The organism is Saprospira sp. CCB-QB6 (assembly GCF_028464065.1).
Taxonomy (GTDB): domain Bacteria; phylum Bacteroidota; class Bacteroidia; order Chitinophagales; family Saprospiraceae; genus Saprospira.
In genome coordinates, this window is sequence record NZ_CP116808.1 from 4,031,793 (window position 1) to 4,055,507 (window position 23,715).

A 23,715-nucleotide genomic window follows, 5' to 3' on the forward strand; every position below is an offset into this window, starting at 1 on the left:
CGCAGGGCCGAGCGAGCAGCGAGCCCCGCAACATAGCGCCCCGCCCAGCAGGGCGGGGAAGCCCCATACCCCCTATAAAAAGAAATTTGCTTTTCTGCGGGGAAGAATGCATTTTTGTGGGCTCAAATCAAGGGGTATGCGATTAAAAAGTTTAGAGATCAAGGGCTTTAAGAGCTTTGCCGACAAAACGGTAATCAATTTTTCGGAAGATGTAATTGGTATCGTGGGATCGAATGGCTGCGGTAAGTCCAATATTGTAGATTCGATTCGCTGGGTGCTAGGAGAACAGAAAACTAAGCAGCTGCGCTCGGATAGTATGACCAGTGTTATCTTCAATGGGACAAGCAAGCGGAAAGCAGCCGCCTTGGCGGAGGTCAGTTTGCGCTTCGAGAATGATCGAGGGGTCTTGCCCACCGAATTTCAGGAGGTGACCATCAAAAGAGCCCTACATAAAGACGGCAGTGGAGAATACTATTTGAATGGAGTAAAGTGTCGCTTGAAAGATATCAATGACTTGCTTTCCGATACAGGCATGGGCTCCGACTCTTATGCTATCATCGCTCTCGGGATGGTAGATGATTTGTTGCAGGATAAGGACAATAGTCGCCTAAAGCTCTTTGAACAGGCCGCAGGCATATCCAAATATAAAATTCGCAAGAAAGAAACCCTACGCAAGCTCAAGCAGACCTCGGAGGACCTAGAACGGGTAGAAGATTTATTGCATGAGGTCGAGCAACAACTCAAAACCCTAGAGAAACAAGCCAAGCGGGCCAAGCGCTACTTGGAAATGAAGACCGAATATAAAAGTCTGAGTATCGACCTACAAGCTATTCGGATTAGAGGGCTGCGCAAAGATTATTCGGAGCTCGAAAAGAAGATTGCTTTAGAGGGACAGACCATCCAGCAGCAAGAAACAGCCTTGGAGGGCGAGCAAGAGAGTCTAAGAGCAGCCAAAAGAGAGCAAATTGAGAAGGAACAGCGTTTGTCTACAGCTCAAAAGAAGCTCAACCAGTTGATTGGGCGCATCAAGACCCTAGAAAATGAGCAAAAGATGAAGGCGCAAGAAGCCCTCTTCTTACAACAAAACAAAGAAAAACTATTGGATCGTCTGCGCTCAGGCAAAGAACGCTTAGCGCTAGCCCAACAGAATGCCGATCGTTATGCGCAGCAAAAGAAAACGGAGGAAGAAGTCTTAGAGATCCTTTCCGATGCTTTGGCAGAGGCCCATGAGCAACTCGCTAGCATTCGTTCGGAGCATGGGCAGCTCAAAATAGAAGTGGAACAATTTCTAGAAGAGCAAAAGAGCATGCAGGAACGTTTGGTACAGGCCGAAAAAGAAATGGCGGTCTATGAAACGGAACAGAACAACCTCAAAAAGCAGTACCGACAGATAGATGAGCGTTTGGCCATACGGGCCGAAGAGCTCAAAGAGGTAGAACTGGCCTATCGGGAAAGTGCTACGGAGCTACAGACCCAAAAAGGCATTTTGGAGGGCCTACAGCAGGCAGAAGAAAGCCGTAAAGCCGAGTTGGAGCGTGTAGAGCAGCGCTTAGAAGGGCAAAACCAAATCTTGCAGCAGAAAAATCGTTTGCTAGATGCCAAAAGCAACGAAAAAAAGTTGCTGGAAGACCTAGTAAAGAGTATGGACGGTTATGCGCAGTCCGTAAAATTCTTGCATCAGAATGATAGCTGGACGGAGAAGCCTGCTTTATTATCGGATCTATTCTACTGCCCAGAGGAATATCGCTTAGCGGTAGAAAATTATCTCTCCCCCTACTTGAGCTACTATGTAGTTCAAACGGCAGAAGAGGCCTACAAGGCGGTGCAGCTACTCGAAGCAGCGGAAAAGGGCAAAGCCAACTTCTTTATCCTAGATTGGATTTTGCCCAAGAGCGAAAAACAATTATCGGCTGCAGGGGCTCAGGCTGTTTTGGACCTACTCGATTATGAGCCAGAGTATGAAGCCTTGGCTCAGGAGCTATTGGCCCAGGTGTATATCTTAGAAGAGGGCCAAGAACGGCCAAGCGAAAGCGAAGCATATTTTCTGTCTAAGGATGGAAAGCGAAGTTTTGGTCCGTATAGCCTGCAAGGGGGGTCCGTGGGCGCCTTCGAGGGCAAGAAGATTGGGCGAAAGAAAAATTTGGCCCTACTCAGCGAGGAGATTGCCGAGCTACAAAGCCAAGTAAGTAGCCTTCAGACCGAGGTAGATGATTTGCGCCTTCGTCAACGGCAGCTCCGACAGGCGGATCGCAGTAGGGAGATTCAAACGGCAGAGCGCAGCCATCAGCAGCTGCTGCAAAAGAATATTTCGCTAGAAAGCAAACTAGAGGGCTTTGAAGAATTTAAGGCCGAAGCCAAAGCCCAGAAGGAGCAGCTCCGCACAGAACTTAAAAAGATACGCAACGACAAGCGAGAGATTGAGGGAGAGGTCGAATTTCAGGAAGACCAACTGGAGCAGCTGCAAAGACGCCTAGGCAAAAAGAATATGGCCTTTAAGGAGCAGGCCCAAGAGCTCTCCAAAGCCTCTGCCCATTACAATCAGAAACATATTGAGCAGCTTAGACAGCAAAACCGCTTGGAGGGCCTAGATAAAGAATGGCAATTTGCCCAGCGCCAAGCGAGGGAGGTAGAACAACAGCTCCAAGAAGACCGAAATGCCTTGGCGGCTGGGGAAGAAAGAGAGCAAAGTTTGTTAGTTGCCCAGGAAGAGAGCAAAAAACAATTGCAGGAGCTCTATGAAGACCGACAATTGTATAAAGCTCGGCTATCCGATGTGGAACAACAATTCTTTAGTGGTCGTGGAGAGATCCAAGTATTGGAAGAGCGCTGGGAGGAGCAACAAAAGCAATTGCGCAAAAGCCAAGAGCTCTTTCAGTTGCAAAAAGAACGCTTTGCCGAACTCAAAATGCAGTTGTCGAATATTGCCGAGCGGTTGCGGATTGAGTTTGAGCTACAGTTGTCTCAGCTCTTAGAGCATGAAGTAGTGAGCGAATTGCCAGAGTCAGAGCTCGATAAAAAGGTAGAACAGCTCCGCCTACGGATCAATAACTATGGAGCCGTCAATGAGATGGCTATCGAGGCTTTTGATGAGGCCAAAGAGCGGTTTGATTTTATTGGCGAACAGCGGCAGGACCTAATCGAGGCCCAAGAAAGCCTAATGCAAACCATAGAGGAGATTGATGAGACCGCCAGCAAGAAGTTTATGGAAGCCTTTGAGCAAGCCAGAGAACATTTTATTCGGGTGTTTCGCTCCCTCTTCTTGGAGGATGATACTTGCGACCTACTGCTTTCTGATCCACAGAATCCTTTGGAGTCTCGCATAGAAATTATTGCCAAGCCCAAAGGCAAGCGCCCCTTATCTATCAATCAGCTTTCGGGGGGAGAGAAGACGCTGACCGCAACGGCCCTACTCTTTTCGCTCTACCTGCTCAAGCCAGCTCCCTTCTGTATCTTTGATGAGGTAGATGCCCCATTGGATGATACCAATATTGCTAAGTTCAACAACATCATCAAGGACTTCTCTAGCAACTCCCAATTTATCATCGTTACCCATAATAAGAAAACAATGGCAGCAGTCGATGTGATGTATGGGGTGAGTATGCAACAAGGGGTATCTCAAGTCATTCCCGTTGATTTCCGTATGTTGCAGCCTCAGTAGGCGAAATTCAATTTATTTACTCCAGAACTAATTTATTATGCGCTTTTTTTCCTTGCCCCTTATCTTCGCCCTCTTTTTGGGCCTTAGCTTGCAGGCCCAGCCCTATATGGTCGGAATAGAAAATAGCTTTGAGGGCTACTGGCAACTCAAGCAGATTGATAATCAGCCTTTGCCTGAGGGAGCCAATATCTACATTCATTTTGACGGCAATCAGTTGTTATTGGTCAATGGAGAAGACCAAAAGGGCGGCAGTTGGGCTTGGAATCATCCTGAGCGGCAATTTATTGTGGAGACCGATAGCACAGAAACATGGACCCTAATGGCCTTTGTTCCTATGCGTTTGTTGGTCCTAAGAGAAGAGACGAGTCAGAAGCTATTGACCCTTTCGGCTATGCCTCCCCCTGCAGATGGAGAGTTCGTCAAGGCCTATGCTTCTGATTTGGTAGGCGAATGGCTACTATCGGCTGTAAATGATATTCCTGCACAGAACCAAAGCTCGGTAAGTTTGCAGCTGTCGGCCTATGGTCGCTTATTTATTGATGCGGGCGTAGAAAAAGATAGCATTTTTTGGCGGATGGGCCCTAGACGGGAGAGAATTGTGACCTTAATTGACCTCAATACTCCTGAGCAGACAGAAAGTTGGTCCTTACTGCAGGTCGATAAGGATAATATGGAGTTTAAAGACCCCAATGGGGCAAGACTTCGTTTTAGTCGTTACAGCCGCCCGATCTTGCCTTCTGATATGCAAAAGCTGTTGGGACGTTGGCGGATCGTAGAAATCTCTGGTCAGGGGCCAGAGCAGCTCAACTACCCCTCCTTTGAGTTCCGCCAAGATGGGGAGCTGGTCTTTTTTGTGGGTAAGGAAAGTACAGAGAAAGGGGCTTGGGGCCTCAGTGATACAGGCGATGTTATTCAGTTTGCAACCAGCGCAGGCAATGAGGGCTGGAAAGTTTTATACTGGAACAATAAAGAAATGCTACTCGAAATGAATGAACTTAAAATGGTTTTGATTCGAGACTAAGCTTTGGGGCCCGCGGCCGCCCTTCAATTTGGGGCGGCCGCCGCTATGCTGCGGGGCTCGCTGCTCGCTCGGCCCTGCGCGGCCTTCGGCAGCTGGGTCTGGCCTGCGGCCACCCCTGCGCAGCGCTGGGCCGAGGCGCTTTGCGCCTAATAGGCGGCAAAGCCGCCTCAGAAGGAGTAGCATCATCTTCCATTCCATCTTTACTTCAATGCGTTAAAGCTCTTTTTATCTTATGCTGCGGTTTGTATTTATCTTCTTTTTTTCCCTATCTTTTGTTAGTCTTTGGGGGCAAGCCAAGCCCTTAGAGAAAATGCGCAAAAAAGAATTGCGCAGCCTCTGTGCGCAGCAGCAGGCCGAGTTGGCGACGCTGCGGGCCGAAAAGCAGGCTTTGCAGGCGCAGTTGGCCCAAAAGCAATTGCTCAACAGCTATTTGCAAGCAGATCTGATAGATTGGAACCATTGTTATGAGCAATTGGTCCAGGAACCGCCCATAGAAATCATCATGTTGGACCTCAAGCAGCTAGGACTTTGGTCCGCTAGTCTGCCCAACCAAAATGAGAAGCGAGAACTTTTGCAGTGGGTCATCAATCAGCGGCAAGAACAACTTAACCTCTTGCGAGACCGCCTAGCGGACCGTCAATTGCCCCCAGCCGAAAAGGAGCGCCTTTTTGGTCTTTTCCAACAAGCCTATGCGCCCTATGCCAAGAGCTGGAAGTTGAAAGATTTTGGACCAAATCTCAAACTTTGGGAACAAAAAAGCCGAAACTTGCTTTGGCAAAAAACAAAGGCTGATCTAGCGAGCAGCCTAGCAGAGAACCAACTTATTGAAGCAACCTATAGCAATTAAATACTATGCAAGAAGAACCTAAAGAAGAAGAGAAGAAATTGACTCCTGCCATGAAAGAATTTGCGGAGGGAGATGAGCCTTTAGAAGATAAGGGCCTATTGATTTCGGAGACCTGGCTATACAAGATATTTGTCAAATCGGCCTATCGTTTCCTCAATAAACCATTGGCTTTATTGCAACTGCTCAAGCAGTCGGCGGAGCGTTTGCAGCGTTATGATAGTGCGCGAGAATTGGGAGAAGATGTTTTGGAGCAATTTCAGTTATTATTCAGAATGGTTCGGGCCTATGCCAAGGGAGAGTATAAAGGCGTTTCTTTGCAGGGGGTAGTTCTTTCTGTGGCGGCCTTGCTTTACTTTGTGGCTCCCCTTGATTTTATTCCCGATTTCTTGGTCATTGGTTTGGTGGATGATATTGCCTTAATTCTTTGGCTCATCAAGAACTACAAGCAGGAGTTAGAAGACTTTCAAGCTTGGGAAGATGCACAGAAGATACAAATAGAGATAGATCCTCATCCCATTGAGCAAGAGGATGAGGGGAGCAAAGAAAACTAGCAACTAAGGTAAAAGCTGAAGTAAGGAAAAGTTTATTTCTTTAGTGAAGTGCATAAGAATGGGGCAGCGCTTAATTAAGCGCTGCCCCATATTTTTTGGACCAAGAGGCGGCGCAGCCGCCACAGCCGTAGGCTGAAGGCTTAGCTGGCTGTAAGGGTGGCCCGTAGGGCCAGACCGAGCTGCCCTTGGGGCAGCGAAGGGCCGAGCAGAACTGCGAGCCCTGCAAGCCAGCGCCCTGAGCCCTTGAGGGCGAGGGGAAGCCCCAAAAAAAGCCCCTAAACAAACAGTTAGGGGCTCTGATAGAGTCATTGAAATAGATAATTGTTCTATTTCACCATTAAGCGGAGGCTATGACTGCCCTTTTGGTCCGTCAATCGAAGAAGATAGACCGCTGGAGGCAGTTGGTTTAGTTCAATTTGCAAGCTAATTTGTCCAGCGTTTAGGGTCCAGGTCTTCAATACCCGTCCGTCCAAGCTAATCAGCTCCAATTGTTGTGAATTTTGGAGCGCTTGGCTAAAGCTCAATAGTGTTGAGGTAGTAGCGGGGTTAGGTTGAAGCTGCATGCTATTGCCATCGGCCAAGTTTTGGATGCTACTTTCCGTCACTGTAATTGTTTCGCTGTAAGTACAGCTCGTGTTACCATCCACCATTAGGGTAATAGTGTAAGTACCTGGGAGGGTATAGCTATGCGTAGGATTTTGTAGCGTCGAGCTATTGCCATCGCCAAAGTCCCAGCTCCAGCTAGAAGCATTAGCGGATTGGTCGGTAAAGCTCAGGTCCAAATCGCTAGCGCTATAGCTAAATAGGGCACCATTATTTACATTGATGCTGACCGTTCCTAGAGGAGATCGGCAGGGGGCTTCTTCTACCTCCCAGTCATAGACATAGTACCAGAAGTCGAGAGGTCCAGTAGTGGCAGAAGAGCTATTGATAGAGAGTAGGCCAGGAACAAGGTAGGGATAATTGGCTCCGGCATTGTTGCGGAAAAGGTCAATAGAGGTTCCGCCTAAACTGTAGTTGCCAGGGCCAGGCACTTCTAGGCCGAGATCTACTCTTTGTGGGCCAGCCACTGCGTTAATGGTTACTTGATCTACAATATTTCCGCTGCCATCATTGCCATCCCATAGAAAGATGGTACGGGGGCCTGCACTTCCTGCATCGATCCACGCGGAAACAATCACCAAGGGCTTAAAGGCCTCAAAGTTTTGGGTTCCAGTGAAGCCTGTATTGTGGTAGCCTCCATTCCCTTGAGCGCCAGCGGAATCAATTCCGACCAAGCTTCTGGGGTAGAAGGTTACCCCTTCCATTTGGAAACTGGTATTGCTACTTAGGTTTGGAGTAGTAAAAGTAATCGTGGTATCTAAGGCTGTGCCTTGTGCATCGTACCAAATTACGTTATTGCTTGTTGTATTGGCGCTAATATTAGTACTACCAGGGCAAATCGTTTGATTAGCAGCGGTAGGTGCTGCGGGGATATTGATGGTCACATTGGCATTCATCGTATCGCTCCCTAGGCTATTACTTACTATAAGTACCACGTTGTAGCTTCCATTAGCACTATAGTTATGGCTGGGGTTGGGGATCGTATCCGTATTGCCATCGCCAAAATCCCAGAACCATTGTTGGGGAACATCAGTAGATTGGTCCTCAAAGTTAACTTGGGTGCCACAAGCAGAAAGCAGAAGACTATTGAAGTTAGCGGTAGGGGCAGTAACTGGGGTCAAGCAGCTATTGGGCAAATCGAAAGCTTCTACTTGGTCCGAGCGGTTATTGCTACTTCCTTGATCGGCGCTAGCGCCTAGGCCACGGCGGGCAAAAACTTCCCAAATTAGGCATTGGTTGGCGCCGCCATAGAGTAATTGATCGGCTTGAAGAATGGCATCACGGCCATCGACAAAACCAGGGCTACAGGGTTGGAGCTTAATGCCGTTGATCACTAGGTTCATGGCCATATTATTCCCAGCAGTACCATTATGTAGATTGGCATCGTAGCCGTATTGGTCGATAAGTGCCCAGTTAAGGTCCCAAAGCATAGTTGCCCAAACGAAACCTACACCATGGGGTTCAGAGAGGCTAGTGTTATTAACATCGCCATAAGTATAGCTATTGATCGTCATATCTGTGGTATAGGGTGCGGGTCGAATTCCTGTTGCGGTTGTTGACTGGCCCGTGGCAAAAGTACCTACTCCACGAACATCCGTGGCTTGGTCGCCAGGCTCAATCGTCATCATCAGGCCAAAGTAATCTGACCAACCTTCGCCCATTTGCTCTGCATTGCTCAGGCAACCTGAATTAGAAGCTCCACCTGTCAAGCGGATAGAAATGCCGTGTCCATATTCGTGAGCAATAATACCATTGTCAAAATCTCCATCCTTGTCGAAATTGGATGAAAAGTTACCAATACTTGCATTGACGGTGCCGTTAGCCATAGCGCTAACAATAGCGGCTCCATCAATATCTGTGAGCATAATACTAGGAATATTGGTTGTACCTGTTCCTCCCATGGTAATAGCGGCACCAGAAACATTATTGATGATGATAACGGCTAGTGCTCCGGCTGCTTCAGCAGCTTGTACCTTAGAGACAAAAGAGCAAGTCCCGCGGTAAATTACTGCAATCTTTCCGCTAAGGCTAGCCGCATTAACCAAAGGATCACAAGCATCATTAGGGTCTGGAGCAGTAGCATCATCGGCGAGGGCAAGGTCTGCTGTAATGGGCGTAGCCGGAAGGCCGGGGCCAAAGGTAGCTTCTGATGCGGTATAAGTTCCAGCAATGCTAGCAGGACTATTTACATCTAAAGGGCTAGATGCTCCGCTGCCATTGGACCATAGGAACATTTGCATAGTCGGGTTACTCCCATCTGGAGGGGTACTAAAATTAGCATTATTGGTTCCTCCACCATCTTGCGCTTCGGCAAAAACGTAGTCATTGGCTAAGCCGCCACGGCCGTAGTTGTTCTCTTGGAAGTTTCCGCTAGCCTCATCAAACCCATAGTGGTACCAAACATCGTGAGTGAGGTTATTCCAGTAGAAAAGGTTAGTAATAGCGGCATCTTGGTAGGCTGCTGCCTGTTGGTTCATATTGAGGGGGAAGTCAAAATCAAGTGCGCTTCCGCCATCTGGAGAGTAGCCTGGCTGGTCGACTGCGGCCCGATCTTCATAAGCATGCACATTATTTCCTCTAGTGATCGTATATTCTGCACCAGCTTGCCCATCTGTGTCATGCCAACCAAGGGGAGAGGCCGTAGCATCTGAGGGATCAATCTCTAGGCTGCGGCTACCGTGGTTGGGACTTTCTACAGGCTCTGCGAATACGCGATATTGAGCGGGTAGGGCATTATTCGACAAGTTTCCAGTTACTGTGGGAAGATGCGGACTGTTTGGACGATTACAACGGCCAAAGGCGTGATCGGCAAAGCTACAGTGCTTTACCCAGTCTTCTTGGGCCAAAAGTTTTCCGTTTTGGGCATCAATGCGAAGCGACCACCAATGTTGTTTATTGGTTTGATGAATGCTTAGATCCCAAGCCAGTCGAATTTCTCCTTCTGGACCAGCTTGATAGCAAAGTTTTACGGGAATCTCGTTTAGGGAAATGCCTGCAGGGCTGAATAAATAGCTGTTTGTTGCGCTATTTTCCAGCTCTTCTAGGTTTTGGACTGGGGGTAAATAAAGTGCATCTACAGCCTTTAAAATAGCTTGGTAAGGGCTAATAGAAGGCTGTTGACCCTCAATTCTAGCGGCCAGATTGGCTTCAAAGCGATTGCCCAGACTGACAAGTTGCCCATCTTTAATATTGAGGTTAATTACAGCATTTTGGACCTCGATGCCTTGGTGCATCTGGCGAATGTAAATATGCTCGACTCCAGTTTGTTTGCTTTGGTGGCGATCATAAATGGTCCATTCGGCCAGATCTGCAGCATTGAGACCAAGCTGCTTTTGTTGTTGGTGAAGGATTTCTTGGATTTGCTCATGGGGTGTTTGGGCCCATAGTTGGCCAAAACTAAGTGAGCAAAGTAGCCAGATCCCTAAAAATTTGAGTGGAAGGTTCTTTTGCATAAAAAATGAGTCGAAAAGGTGAGTAATAATTGGGCAAAGATTCAGTTTTTTGGCTTTAAAATCAAAATTAAAGCTGGAAAACTGCCATTATTTGAAAAAATATTTGGTCTAAGCTGACTTTAGTAATCAATTGTAATTGATTGTTTTACATCTAGTTATTTAATTTGGGGCTTCCAGCTCGCTTTTGCTCGCTGGCGTTACGCTCCGCAGCTCGCAAGTCTGCTCGGCCCTGCGCGGGCTTTGCCCGCTGGGTCTGCCGCCTTCGGCGGCCCTGCTGCGCATCACTAAGCCGCTCAGCGGGAGAGGGGAGACTAAAATGGAGCGGCTGCGGCACCTTTGGTCCAATTAACGATTTTGCAGGCCCGAAGGGCCGCAGGCTGAGGGATAGTAGGCAGTGGCCGAAGGCCAGACTGAGCCAGCTTGCTGGCGAAAGGCCGAGCGACCCGACCAACGGGAGCCGACGCAGCGAAGCAAGTAGTAGCGAGCTGCGACATAGCCCGACCCAAGGCCGCAGGCCTTGGGGACAGCCCCAAATTAAATAGTAAAGAAGAATTGGAAAAATACGCCAAATAGTTGTCGATAGGGGTGTTTTGAGTAAATCTATTTAACATAATATAAATTATGGGGCAATATGGGCTTAAAAAAGGGAGAGAGGCCCTGTGTATCGGGCTTTGAGGGATTTTGCTTGTTATTTCGAGCAGTCTAGGTTGCTGTATTGAGGGATTTATTTGGGCCAATAAAATTTGTTTTGGGCTTTTGTGCTCGCTTTAGGCTGATTATTGCTGCGGATGTCATTTTAGGTTTGCCACTTACTTTCAGGCAATGTCTTTTGTTATGGCCCATTGATTTTGGAGCAAGTTGATCCTCCTGAGCCGCTTCAAGACGCTGGAGGGCTCATCCCCTGAGAAATTCCTTTGCTTTTGGCTCTTGTTGTTATTTTATGGATGATTTTCACATCATTCAATATAAAAGACTGAATTACAGGTTTTTACAACTTTAAAGTGTTGATTAGCAAGCTTTAAACAAACATTTAGGCCCTTTAATCGTTAAATCCACTATTTAGTGCCGTATATTTGCGGCTGCTTAGCAATGAGCGTATTTTTAGCTCAGAAATCAGTTGGAAAAAATGAACGGAAAACGAGTAGTTGTCGGCCTTTCAGGCGGTGTAGATTCAAGTGTAACGGCCTATCTCCTTTTGGAGCAAGGTTATGAAGTGATTGGTCTTTTCATGCGAAATTGGAATGACGATTCGGTAATTGAGGAAAATGAATGTCCTTGGATTGAGGATAGCAATGATGCACTTTTGGTGGCTCAGGAATTGGGTATTCCCTTTCAGGTAGTTGACTTGAGCGAGGAATATAAAGAGCGGATTGTCAATTATATGTTTGCGGAATATGAGGCGGGCCGCACGCCTAATCCCGATGTACTTTGCAACCGAGAAATCAAATTTGATGTCTTTTTGGAAAAGGCTTTGGAGCTTGGTGCAGATTATGTGGCGACGGGTCATTATTGCCAAAAAACGAGTATTGAAAAAGATGGGCAGCTTTATCATCAGTTGAAAGCTGGGGCGGACCCGAACAAGGACCAAAGTTATTTTCTTTGTCAATTATCTCAGGAGCAATTGGCCAAGGCCCTCTTCCCTATTGGGCATTTGCAGAAATCTGAGGTTCGGGAAATTGCCAAAGAGCAGGGCTTGATTACTGCAGAGAAAAAAGATTCTCAGGGACTTTGTTTTGTGGGAAAAATCAAGCTGCCTGTATTTTTACAACAGCAATTGGCGCCCAAAACGGGCCAAGCCATTGAAATAGCGGCGGATGCTCCCATTTTTCAAAGGACAGCCACTGAGCTAGCTGATTTGGCGCGCCCCTACCCTTTTTCTCCCGAATTGGGCAAGGTTGTGGGCGAACAAGCTGGAGCGCATTTTTTTACTGTTGGTCAGCGCAAAGGTTTGCAATTAGGTGGATTTAAAGCGCCACTTTTCGTTTTGCATACTGATACTGAGAAAAATATTGTTTATGTGGGCCAAGGCAAAGAACATCCAGGCTTGTATCGCCCAGCCTTATTTGTGCCTGCTGCGGAAGCCCATTGGTTGCGTCCAGATTTAGCCTTGAAAGCTGGGGAAGAAATGAGCGTTATGGCGCGCATTCGCTATCGCCAAGCCTTGCAGAAAGCACAGTTGATTGCTCGAGAAGAAGGTTTATATTTCTTGTTTGAGCAACCCCAAAGAGGGATTACACCTGGGCAGTTTGCGGCAGCTTATTTAGGCGATGAATTGGTCTTTTCTGGAGTGATTCAATAAACCCAAAAACGGCTTGATAATCATTTGATTATCAAGCCGTTTTTTTTGTTCACTTATTTATTTCAAGGCATAAATCTTCTCAATAATTTCTACCACTTTAAGTCCTTCTAAGGCATTGGTGCTGATAATCTTCCTCCCCTTCAATACGTCCACTACATTCTCAATCACATAAGAGTGATTAGCTGCAGAGCCTTTATAGTGCCCATAATCATTTGGTGGATTGGCAGGTGGCAGCTCAGGCATTTCATAATCTTCGATCTCGCAATACTCTACCTCATTCATATATTGGCCACCAATTTTTAGGCTGCCCTTGGCCCCAATGACGGTCAAACTGCTCTCCATATTTTGTCGGTAAACAGCTGTAGAATAATTGATGCAGCCCATTCCCCCATTGACAAAATCAAACTGAACCAAACCCGAATCCTCAAAATCGGTCATTTCTTGATGCTGAAAATCAGCAAAGCGAGCCGATATATTTTTAATGTCGCCAAAAAGCCAGTACATCATATCCACAAAATGAGAGAACTGCGTAAATAAGGTTCCCCCATCGGCTGCCGCTTGGCCCTTCCATGCATGCGCTTGGCCATTGGGCCGATAATAGCGCTCATCTCGGTTCCAATAACAATTGATCTGCACCAATTGAATGGCCCCCAAACGCTGCTCCAATAGCAGTTGCTTAAGCCATTTGGCAGGCGGCGAATAACGGTTTTGCATCACTACAAATATCTGTTTGGACATTTGCAAGGATTTATAAATTAGGGCCTCGCAATCTACTTTATTGAGCGCCATAGGCTTTTCAATCACTACTTCTTTTCCTGCTTCTAAGCCCAAGAGCCCCTGCTCGGCATGACAACCATTAGGCGTGCAAATGCAGAGCACAGAGACCGACTTTTCTTGGGCCAATAGCTCCGACAAACTGCTATAAAATGGTAGTTCTTCCGCCCAATCTGGTAAATTGAGCTCCGATTTGGGCCGAATATCGCAAAGCGCACAAGCTTCTGCCTCGCTCTGCTGTTGAATCATCGCTAAATGCCGCTTGCCCACAAAACCAAGGCCCACAACGGCAAATTTTATCTTTTCTGACATCTCTATTCCCTTAAATTTCTTGCAAATAAGCATCTATCCGATGCAATTGTGCCAAATAACTATTAGCCTGCGCATAGGCTTTGCGCTCCGCTTGCAACTGCTCGCTATTGATCTCAGTCAAATGCCCCAAAGCCCAAGCAAATTTAGCGGGCAAATCTGCATTATCTTCCACCATATAGACCCAATCCTTTCGCTCCTTATACTCATCTATAAAATGGCTAACAACGGCTTTCCCCCGACTCAAATACTCTAAAATCTTATGCGGATTGGCCATAGCTGCAGGATTCTTATCCCCCTCATAACTCATCAAAAACAAATCGAAATGGTCCAAATAAGCGGGCAGCTCTGCCGAGGGTTTGGGGCCCAATAAAAAACAGTTGTCCAGCTCCATCAATTGCGCAATCAATGATTTGCGCTCAGTGCCCGACAAATTCCCTTTTTCATAAGGTCCAATAAAATAAAAATCTACTTCTCCCTGCTGCTTCACAATGCTCAACAAAGCCCGCTCATCCAAAAAAGGATAGTTCAAGTTGCCTACATAGCCCACTTTCAAGCGTTCCGATCGAGGCGAAAAATCTACTTCGGGCGCCGCAGCCAAAAAATGCTGTGCCAAACCATGATTGATGAAATACATGGGCGTGGGCCCAGTAGCCTCAAAGCGCTCTATGATTTTATGCGAACTGGCAAAAAGAATTTGGGCCGAATTGATTACCGCCTGCTCCAACGGACAAATATGGGGATCCACAGGATGATAAATGCGATAATCCGCTCCAAATTGCCTCAAATCCTGAAAGCGAAAAGGATCAAAACTCCAAATGATGTCTGCCTTAGCCTCCGCCAACTGATACAGCCGTTTAATTAAACCGGCATTAGCCCATTTTCGCAAAAAGTTGGGCCAACGCTGCAGCCCTTTTCGCCAAGCAGTGCTATAATCCAAAACCCATAAATTAGGCGCCACTTTTTGCTTGGCCCATTTTCCCGAAGGCGGATTCACAAAATAAACGCGATTGCCCTTTTGGGCCAACAAACTGGCATAATGATGCTTGGAAACAAAACTTTTGCCCCAAGCTTCAGGCGATAAAATAAAGATGCTCTTCCCTCGAAGAATATTCATAACTGCTTTTTTCTAGTTGTTTTTTGGGGCCTCCCTTCGCCCTTCAGGGCTCAGGGCGCTAGGTTGCGGGGCTCGCTATTCGCTCGGCCCTTCAGCGCTACGCGCTTTGGTCTGGCCTTCGGCCACCCCTCCACAGCGCTAGGCCATTTGGCCTGCGGCCAAGCTGGCTTCGCCAGCCCAAACTTAGTTTTTAGGGACCAACTGTCCATAAATTCGGCCTAATCGGATCATTTCTGTTTCTCGGTTGGCCAAACCCTTCGCCCGAAGATAAGCCTCTTCGATCATTTCTGTTTGGGGCTGCTCCAAAGCTTTTTGAATTTCTTGGGCCAAAGATTTAGCGGTCCATTCCCTAAACTGTAAGCAAGTTCCCGAAAAAAGATCTTCATCGTAGGCCAAGGGCGGCAAAATAAGAGGCGTTTTGCTGAGCATGGCTTCTATGGCCGTTACAGGCGTTCCATCTGATTTAGGGGTCATTACCACTAAGCTAGCGGACTTATAGCTCTGCCAAAGGGCTTTTTGCTCCAAATTGGGCAGCCAGATATAATTGGCTTGGCCTGTTTGCATCAACTGGGCAATTTTATCCAAATAAGCTTGCTCTTTTCCGTCTTTATTTACAAAAACGAACTGGTATTGGTCCAGAATAGACTTAGGTAAAAGCTCAATAGCGGCAATAGCCAATTCATGTTGATAGAGTGGGCGCATCGCTCTGGGGAAAAAGACAAATTGTTTTTCTTTGAGCTCCTCGGGCAAAGCTTGAGGCTGCGGCTCTTCAAATAGGGCTACATCTACTCCAGTACGGATGATGGCAATTTCTTTTTGGACCTGTGGAAAATGTTGCTCAATACTTTGAGCTTGTCGCAAAGAGGTAGAGACAATTTGGTCCAGTTGGCCAAAGGCTCGGCCATAAAAATGGCGAATGAGTCCATTTTTCCAGCCTCCTTCTTTAAAAAATTGGGGAATCGTTTGTAGAACGTCTGTTCCGCGGCTTGTCAGGACCATTTTCACGCCTAGACTTTTTCTGAAATAGGCCCAAAGGGCGTTGGGTTCGGCATAAAAGAGATGGATAAGATCAATTTTATGTTCTTTAACCCAATCTGCCAATTTATTCATTTCTTGGCGGCTGCGAAAAAAGTGGCGGATAGAAAAATCTTCTATTTGGCCCAAGTACTCCACCTTCTCCTCGGCCAAAAATTGCTTCCATTGGGGAGATTGGAGATGGGGCTTATGATGAGCTCTAGAGACCACAAAACAATTATGATTTGGGGTGAAAAAGCGCATCCATTTAAGGTCGTGAATAAGGCCTGGGTCGGCAAGGTAAAGAATATTCATAGTTGTAAAATGGTCCAAAGGATCTAGAAAGGAGGCGGCTGTGCCGCCTTGGCCGCAGGCCAAATGGCCTAGCGCTGTGGAGGGGTGGCCGAAGGCCAGACCAAAGCGCGTAGCGCTGAAGGGCCGAGCGAATAGCGAGCCCCGCAACCTAGCGCCCTGAGCCCTGAAGGGCGAAGGGAGGCCCCAAAAAACTTAATCGAGATGTTTTTGTGCCCAAAGCTCGAAGCAGAGGAGAGTCCAGATACGGAGTGCATCTCGATTATCTGTAGCTTTTTGGTGGGTTGTCCAAATTGTATCGAGATAATTGGCTTGAAAGTAAGGGCGTTTTTTGAGTTGGTTAAGTAGTTCTTCACCCCAGCTTTTGGCTTGATTGCGCAGCCAATCGCCGATGGGAATACTAAAGCCTTTTTTGGGGCGATTTAAAATTTGGGGATCAATTTTCGTTTTGGCCAATTGCTTGAGTAAAAACTTATTTTGGTTTTGATGAAACTTGAGTTCATCGGGTAGGCTGAAAGCGAAATTAAGCAAATCGATATCGAGAAAAGGCGAACGTACCTCTAGTGAATGGTACATCGAGGCGCGGTCCACCTTGGGTAGATAATCGTTGAGCAGGCGGGTTTGTAGGGAGCTGCGCATCAGTTGATCGACAGGAGTTCCCTGGCCTGCATGATTGGTCCAGATAGACTGTAGATGTTCTTGAGCGCTGGGGGGCTGTTTTTGGGCATAAAGGGCCTCTTTGGACCAAAATCCCATTTGTCGGAAGAGGCGTTTTTCTGGAGGAAGTTGTAAATAAGCATAGTAGGCTCCCATATTTTTCTTTTTGCCTTTTAGGCGGCCCAATACTTTATCTAATTGGCTAACTAGATATTGATTTTTGGGATATTTTTTGGCGAATTGGCTAGCTTGAAAAGCCAGGCCATAATCGGGATAGCCTCCAAAAAGCTCATCGCCTCCATCTCCAGATAGGGCCACCTTATATTCCTTGGATATGGCTTGGCAGACCAGAGAAGAGGGTAAAATGCTCGCATCGGCAAAGGGTTCTCCGAAATAGTCCATCAATCCTTCTAATTGATCAAAGAGTTGGTCTTCCACCACAATTTCATGATGATCGCAATTATAGTGTTGGGCCAAGGCTTTTGCTTCGGCAAATTCGTTCATGTCGATCGCTTCGGCAAAGCCGATGGTAAAGCTGGGCACGGCTTGGCTAGATTCTTCGGCCATCAGGGCCGTAACGAGGCCAGAATCTACACCACCGCTCAGGAAGCAAGCGATAGGGACATCACTTACTAGACGTTTGCGGATAGCTTTTCGGAGCATATTTTCGGTTTGGGTCAAAGCCTCCTCCAAATTGATATTTAAGGTTTCTTTCTTTTTCAGGCTCCAGTAGCTGGTCAATTGAGGTTCTCCGCTTTCCAATTGAAGTTGAAGAACTTGAGCGGGCGGAATTTGTTTAATTTCCTGCCAGATAGTATGTGGTTGAGGGCTAGACAGCTCAGTGAGATAGTAATCGAGGCTAGCCAGATCGAGCTGGGCATTGGGAAGTTGTGCCTTAACGATGCGAATATCGGAAGAGAAATAAAGCGCTTGGCCCGTCCAGCTGTAATAAAGGGGTTTTTTGCCTAGGCGGTCGCGAACCAAGAAAAGTTTATTTTCCTTTTGGTCGAAAAGGGCAAAGGCAAACATTCCGTCAATCTTATCCAGCATTGTTTGTAGGCCCCATTGTTCGTAAGCGGCCATAATGACTTCTGTATCGCTAAGCGTATTGAGTTTGACGTACTCCTGACTTAGTTCTGTTCGGATAGCTTGGTAATTATAGATTTCTCCATTGAAGCTGATCCAGCAGCGGCCGCTAGCAGAAGGCATAGGTTGTCGGCCTTCTTCAGAGAGTTCAATAATAGACAAGCGGCGGTGGAAGAATTCTAATTGTCCAGCGGGCAGAGCAAAAGATTTTTCGCCTTGGGCTTCTGGTCCTCTTCTTTCCAGTGATTTAAAAATAAATTCCTTTTGAGCGGGAGAAAAAGCTTGGCCCGATCGATTAAATTGTCCAGCGATACCACACATAGAAATTAGTTCAAGAGTTTAATATTAGCTTTGCGTAAGATATAAAAAGCTGTTCGGTAGTTAATCAAATGTTTGGGGGCAATTTTTATGGCTTGCAGTGCAGCAAAAAATGCAGATCGATATAAATGCTGATACATATAACTAGCAGCATATTCTCGGTAGAGTAAGTCGGGAGTTTGGCGATAAGGTTGGCAAAGCACTTCCAACTGCTCCAAAACGCGTTCTTCTTCGCCTAATTGCAAGGCATCTTGGCCTTTATCTTTGCGTTCTTGGGCCAGCCACTGTACTAGTTTATGACCTACCGCATTTTCCGCCTTTAGGGTTTTAGAAAAGGAGTTATTGAGTTGGCGGTAAGCATAAAGATTATCGGGTAGATTTGTTGCGGGCATAAGCTCTAGCATTCGACAAGATAAATCGTAATCTTCATTGCCAATTCGATTAAAAAAATGGCGATAGCCCCCTACTTTATGAAATAGGCTTGCTCGATAAATCATAGTTGCTCCACAAAATTGATTATGCTGCGTTATCTGGGCTTTGATTATTTTGGGGTCGCTTTCCTTTTGGTATACAGCAATTCGTTGCCCTTTAGCTGAGATCGATTCGTAGGCGGTTCCACAAAATCCAAATTCTGGATGGGCCAGTAAAAAGTTCATTTGCAGCTCAAAGCGATTTGGGGCCGAGTAGTCATCTGCATCATGTACAGAGAGAAACTCTCCATTAGCCTTTTCTTTGAGTAAACGGTTAATGGTTTTTATTTTGCCTCTATTTTTATCGTTATGATCTGTTTTAAAGCGTTTATCTTTGGCAGCCCATTGGTCCAGAATAGCGCGACTGTTATCACTGGAGCCATCATCCGCCAGCCAAAACTCTACAGGCTCATAAGTTTGCTTAGCCAGAGCAGTTAGGCAGTCTTCTAAGTAAGGAGCTGCGTTATAGACAGAGAGGACTACGGAAAGTAACGGCTTTGTCATCTTAGTGCTGTAATTTTTTTACTAAATTTCCTATTCTGGAGAGGACCACCTCCCGACCGTATATCTTTTCTAACTGGCCTCTATTATGTTCCATCTCTTTAGCGTTTCCTACTGGGAAATCCATTCCCTTTTTTAGGGTTTGAGTAGAGTGAACTTTGAGGCCTTGTTCTAGGCAAAACTTATAGAGCACACCCTCTGGATGTAAATAGGTGTGCATCCCTAAATAGAGTACGGTAATTAGCGTACCTAAAGCTTCTTGACGCTTTGTATTGAGCACGGCAATATTGCATGCCAAGAGCTGCTTTAAATAATCGGCTTTTGGCAGCACTTCTTTTTGCAAAATCAATTGTTGGCCAAAGAGCTTGGGGGCTTCTTCGGCCAAAGCAGCTTTGCAGTATTTATTGCCATAAGCCATGGGGATAAATATAGGATGCGGATAGTTTAATGCTTTAATTTGGGGTAAAATATCCAGATGATTGCAGGTGAAAAAAGCGGCATGCCCCACAAACATTCCTTGGCCCAAAGGAATATCTTTTTTGTAAAAATCTCCAACGAACATATCCACCGCACCATAGTTTACCCACTGATAATCTGCATTCAAATTGGGAAGGCTGCTCAAGATTTCCCTCTCAGGGGGAAGTATAGTCGATACATAATCTATTTTCGAAAATGCTTGTTCTCTCAGGGGCTGTTTGTCTTTAGCAATCCGTCGGTTGAAGTAAGCCGCTTGCAGGGCAGGAAACTGATGCAAAAGCTTATACAGCGTTATTTTGACCGTTCTTAATAAAACACTTCTATTTTGCTGATTGGCCTGATATGATTTTGGTTCCAAAATGGTCTCATCAGAACAGTAAATATGGTTGGCGCCCAAATCGCTTCCCCAGCTGCACCAAACAACTTTTTGCCCAAGGCTAGCCTGAGCAGCCACCCAAAGATTGTTTTCACTCAATGAGTGAAAAATTACCGCCTCATGTTTGGCTAATGCCTCTTTTGCCTCTGTCTTAGTTAGCTTTTCCATTTCTGGCTCCAGCTTAAAAGAAACATAGGCGTCTTTTTCCTTTACCAAAACATAGCGATTTTGGCCAGGAGCAACCGCCTCATAAAGATCTATGATGATTCGATGAAAGACGCTATCTCGACAAAAGTGCAAGATTTGTTTTTGTTCAGCCATTTCGCTTTTTATCTAAAGTTGCTCTAAACTCCAGTGGATATCTGGTTTTACTACTCCCTCTTTGGCTCCCTGCCACCCAAAACCAGAGCTTCTACGCACCACCTCAAAGTTGAGGCTGCTCCCATGACGGTAAAGTAAGCTAGCTTTATTTTTGACGATAAAAATCTTGTCTAAGCTATAATTCCCCTCATGTAGAAGGTTGGCAGGAATAGTGGCTTTGTAATGCAATAGGCCCTTTCTCGATGCAGGAATATCATTTTGCAAAGCGGAGCTGGCCATAAACACAAAGTTGTTCATTTCATCATAGAAATGAAAGGTAAAATCTACCTGTTCTTCCCCTTCGGTCAATTTTTCAATCACAAAGTCAAGCTCTACGGCATCCCCTTGCTCAATCATTTCCCGGCTGCTGCTTGCCCCTGCTTTTTTCACCTTGGCTGAAAGCAATTTGACTTCATGCGTACCTGGCGCCTCTTCTCTGGACCACTCAATTTCTCGACTTTCTTCTACATAGTTGTCCAAATAGTTTTGCACTGCTGCATCCGCCGTTCCTTGAAACTGCATTTGGCCATTTTTGAGCACTAAGCCCTTATTACAAAGCGCCCGAACACTGCCCATATTATGGCTCACAAACAAAACGGTCCGTCCTTCTCCACTACTCACATCTTTCATTTTACCCACGGCCTTTTTCTGAAATTCGGCATCGCCTACGGCCAAAACCTCATCTACGATTAAGATTTCAGGCTCTAAAAAGGCCGCAACGGCAAAGCCCAAACGCACTCGCATACCCGATGAATAGCGCTTAACAGGCGTGTCTACATACATAGCGCAGCCAGCAAAGTCTACAATTTCATCAAATTTGCGGCGAATCTCTCTTTTTGTCATTCCCATGATGGCCCCATTGAGAAAAATATTTTCTCTGGCAGTCATCTCAGGATGCATGCCCGTTCCTACCTCCAACAAAGAGGCAATTCGGCCCTTGGCTTTAATAAAACCTTGAGTAGGGGCGGTAATTCTAGAAATTAGCTTGAGTAAGGTCGATTTTCCCGCTCCGTTTTTACCAATAATCCCCAAGACTTCGCCCTGTTCTACCTTGAAATTGATATCTCTCAAGGCCCAAACAAAATCAGATTCGGCCTTTTTGGTGCGGTCGTTTTCTTGGCCCACCAAAGAAAAGGGATCGTCTTTTCCCCGCATTTTGGCCCACCAACGATTCAAATCATGGGAAATCGTGCCTGTTCCAATTTCTCCCAGACGATATTGCTTAGAGAGCTTTTCTACACTTAAGGCTATTTTTGACATGACTGTATTTTAAAGCAGATTGTTGTTAATTTTATTTTTTGGGGCCTCCGCTGCGGCTTCGCCTTGCGGCGCTACGTTTCAGGGCTCGCAAGCCTGCTCGGCCCTGCGCAAAAAAACAAGTTTTTTGCTGGGTCTGGCGCTTTGCGCCACCCTTTCACATCGCTAGGCCAAGGAGCGCCTAGCCCTGCAGCCCAAAGCTATCGGTTCCGATGAGCGGCTTAGGGGCCCGAAATGGGTGGCCCGTAGGGCCAGACCAAGCCGCCCTAGGCGGCGAAGGGCCGAGCGACCTGCGAGCCCTGAAGGGGCCCGGCGGGCGAAGCCCGCAAGCCCCTAAACAGTATCCATAAAACTGCGTTCCGTCTTATTAAAGATAAAAACACCTAGAAAAAGGACCACAAAAGCGAAAGTTGCCGCATAGGCAAAGCCTGTCCAGCTCAGTTCGCCACGGCCCAAAAAAGCATATTTAAAGCCCTCAATAACTTGGGCCAAAGGATTGTAGTAAATGACCTTTTTGAGCAAGGGTTGGTCAATCATGCTCATGGGGTAAATGATGGGACTGGCATACATCAATAGCTGCACACCAAATTGGACCAAAAACTTAAGGTCGCGGTATTTAGTGGTTAGCGAGGTAAAAATAAGCCCAAACCCCAAACCCAGAGCAGCCATCAGTAGGATGTAAACGGGCACCAAAGCCAAGGCCGCATTGGGCGCCAAATCTACCTCTTTGATAAAAAAGTAGACATAAACGGCCATAAAGAGCATAAACTGAATCGCAAACTTAATAAGACCAGCCACCACCTTAGAGAGTGGCATAATAAGGCGAGGAAAATAGACCTTGCCAAACATATCTTGGTTAAGCGAAAAAGTATCAGAGGTTTGCATAAAACAATCTGAAAAATAATTCCAGATAATAATGCCCGATAAATAAAAGAGCGGCTGAGGGATGTCATCTGTGGGCAGGCCCGCAATATTGCCAAAAATGACCACATAAACCAACATGGTCATAATGGGCTGCACAAAAAACCAGATGGGGCCCAGCACAGTTTGTTTATAAACGGTCACTACATCTCTGCGAACAAACATCTGCAGCAGGTCGCGATAGCGCCAAAGCTCGGCCAAATCTAGGGACCAAAGCGAGCGTTTGGGGCCAATCACTAAGCTCCAGTTTTCTTCTGTTTCTTTCATTACTTTCTTTTAAAATAAAGGCTAAGGTGATAAAGTACATCTTTTAAATGAAGCCAAGGGGCCTTGTATTGCCCCAAACCAAAGGCATAGGTAAAATAAGCCCATTTCTTTTTTAGGTATTCAGCCAGTGCTTTTTCTTTGAGGGCCAAGATAAGATATTCTCGATAAAGTTGCAGCAGCAGGGCTTCAACGGCCCGTCTTTCGGCCTCGCCCTGCATGTTTTGGGCCAAAATACGGTAGGTTTTTAGGGCCTTCTCTCGGCGGCCAAACTGTGCCAAACTAGAGAATACCCCCCCTGCATGCAAGCGATAAGTAGAAGGCGAAATCGTTCGGCTGAACAGCGCCTTGCCAAAATTAAGGGCAAAATAAAAGTAAAGGGTATCCCCATTGAACACCTCGGCAAAGCGTTTGGGGGCCGTTTTGGGCTTGCGAATCATGACCGTGGAAGTATTGGGCACGATATGGCGATCAAAAAGCTCAAAAAAGCTCAGTTCTTGTCCTTCTTCAAAGGGCTGCAACAAGGGACGGAATTCATCATCTTCTAAAAATTGAACTTCGTGAAAACTAAGTACCGACTTTGGGCTAGCCTCTAGCAAATTCCATTGTTTTTGCAACTTATAGGGGTCCGTCCAGTAGTCGTCCCCCTCACAAAAGGCTATATAAGGAGCGGTACAGGCCGCAATCGTTCGCTCAAAATTGGGAATTGCCCCCCAGTTTTTATCCGAAGGGAGCAAAACGACTTGCTCTGGATAAGCTTGGGCATACTCCTCACAAATAGCCCGGCTGTTATCTGGGCTACAATCTTCTCCAATAACTAGACGAAAGGGGAAATCGGTTTTTTGCATTAAAATGCTTTCTATGGCTTGCCTTAAAAAAGCTTCATGGCCATAGGTAATCATACAGACATCTACAAAGGGGGTATTTTGCATTTTGCTTTAAATGAGTTTCGAAATCATTGGGGCAAAAATAGAATTATCTAGGTCCAAAACTAGACAACTGCACAAAAAAACTTAGCTTTGGCACCTATACCTATTTTTTACACATCGAACTTCCGCCCACTCAAAGGAG

The 23,715-nt window shown here is 46.3% G+C and carries 15 protein-coding genes; 5 read left to right on the forward strand and 10 right to left on the reverse strand.

The features are described from left to right. The first annotated feature begins 136 nt into the window (after positions 1-136). The 4 genes from smc to PPO43_RS15455 all read left to right on the forward strand — a co-directional run bounded on the left by smc (position 137) and on the right by PPO43_RS15455 (position 6,077). Positions 137-3,658, forward strand: a complete 3,522-nt coding sequence (gene smc, locus PPO43_RS15440) for a chromosome segregation protein SMC (protein ID WP_272619430.1) — start codon at positions 137-139, stop codon at positions 3,656-3,658. Positions 3,659-3,695: 37 nt separating this feature from the next. After that, the gene (locus PPO43_RS15445) at positions 3,696-4,679 is read left to right on the forward strand and encodes a hypothetical protein (protein WP_272619432.1); all 984 of its coding nucleotides are present in this window, start codon (positions 3,696-3,698) and stop codon (positions 4,677-4,679) included. 232 nt (positions 4,680-4,911) lie between these two features. Continuing rightward, the gene (locus PPO43_RS15450; protein ID WP_272619434.1) at positions 4,912-5,526 is read left to right on the forward strand and encodes a hypothetical protein; all 615 of its coding nucleotides are present in this window, start codon (positions 4,912-4,914) and stop codon (positions 5,524-5,526) included. Between the two features lie 5 nt (positions 5,527-5,531). Continuing rightward, complete coding sequence (locus PPO43_RS15455; RefSeq protein WP_272619436.1) at positions 5,532-6,077, forward strand: YkvA family protein; 546 nt, start codon at positions 5,532-5,534, stop codon at positions 6,075-6,077. Positions 6,078-6,403: 326 nt separating this feature from the next. Here the strand turns inward: PPO43_RS15455 and PPO43_RS15460 are convergent, their stop codons facing one another. Then, complete coding sequence (locus PPO43_RS15460; RefSeq protein WP_272619438.1) at positions 6,404-10,132, reverse strand: T9SS-dependent M36 family metallopeptidase; 3,729 nt, start codon at positions 10,130-10,132, stop codon at positions 6,404-6,406. Positions 10,133-11,258: 1,126 nt separating this feature from the next. On the opposite strand from PPO43_RS15460, the gene mnmA reads away from it, so the two are divergent. Next, positions 11,259-12,431 carry a tRNA 2-thiouridine(34) synthase MnmA gene (mnmA, locus tag PPO43_RS15465; protein WP_442985427.1) on the forward strand — a complete coding sequence of 391 codons (1,173 nt, stop codon included), beginning with the start codon at positions 11,259-11,261 and terminating at the stop codon, positions 12,429-12,431. 57 nt (positions 12,432-12,488) lie between these two features. On the opposite strand, the gene PPO43_RS15470 is transcribed toward mnmA, so the two are convergent. The 9 genes from PPO43_RS15470 to PPO43_RS15510 all read right to left on the reverse strand — a co-directional run bounded on the left by PPO43_RS15470 (position 12,489) and on the right by PPO43_RS15510 (position 23,576). Beyond that, positions 12,489-13,517: a Gfo/Idh/MocA family protein gene (locus tag PPO43_RS15470; protein WP_272619442.1), complete on the reverse strand. Its 1,029-nt coding sequence runs from the start codon at positions 13,515-13,517 to the stop codon at positions 12,489-12,491. A gap of 10 nt (positions 13,518-13,527) precedes the next feature. After that, positions 13,528-14,631, reverse strand: coding sequence for a glycosyltransferase (locus tag PPO43_RS15475; protein WP_272619444.1), 1,104 nt, complete (start codon positions 14,629-14,631; stop codon positions 13,528-13,530). Positions 14,632-14,814: 183 nt separating this feature from the next. After that, a complete protein-coding gene (locus PPO43_RS15480) occupies positions 14,815-15,960 on the reverse strand; it encodes a glycosyltransferase family 4 protein (protein WP_272619446.1) in 1,146 nt (381 codons plus the stop codon). Between the two features lie 192 nt (positions 15,961-16,152). Beyond that, entirely contained in the window at positions 16,153-18,021 is a 1,869-nt protein-coding gene (gene asnB / locus PPO43_RS15485) for an asparagine synthase (glutamine-hydrolyzing) (protein ID WP_272619448.1), read from the reverse strand. A 5-nt stretch (positions 18,022-18,026) separates the two neighbouring features. Beyond that, a complete protein-coding gene (locus PPO43_RS15490; protein ID WP_272619450.1) occupies positions 18,027-18,992 on the reverse strand; it encodes a glycosyltransferase family 2 protein in 966 nt (321 codons plus the stop codon). 1 nt (position 18,993) lies between these two features. Beyond that, on the reverse strand, positions 18,994-20,163 hold the full coding sequence (locus tag PPO43_RS15495) for a TDP-N-acetylfucosamine:lipid II N-acetylfucosaminyltransferase (protein ID WP_272619452.1): 1,170 nt from the start codon (positions 20,161-20,163) through the stop codon (positions 18,994-18,996). Positions 20,164-20,175: 12 nt separating this feature from the next. Beyond that, positions 20,176-21,462 carry an ABC transporter ATP-binding protein gene (locus PPO43_RS15500; RefSeq protein ID WP_272619454.1) on the reverse strand — a complete coding sequence of 429 codons (1,287 nt, stop codon included), beginning with the start codon at positions 21,460-21,462 and terminating at the stop codon, positions 20,176-20,178. Positions 21,463-21,792: 330 nt separating this feature from the next. Next, on the reverse strand, positions 21,793-22,647 hold the full coding sequence (locus PPO43_RS15505) for an ABC transporter permease (protein ID WP_272619456.1): 855 nt from the start codon (positions 22,645-22,647) through the stop codon (positions 21,793-21,795). Beyond that, positions 22,647-23,576: a glycosyltransferase gene (locus tag PPO43_RS15510; RefSeq protein WP_272619458.1), complete on the reverse strand. Its 930-nt coding sequence runs from the start codon at positions 23,574-23,576 to the stop codon at positions 22,647-22,649. Before PPO43_RS15510 ends, PPO43_RS15505 begins: the two co-directional genes overlap by 1 nt. Positions 23,577-23,715: the final 139 nt, after the last annotated feature.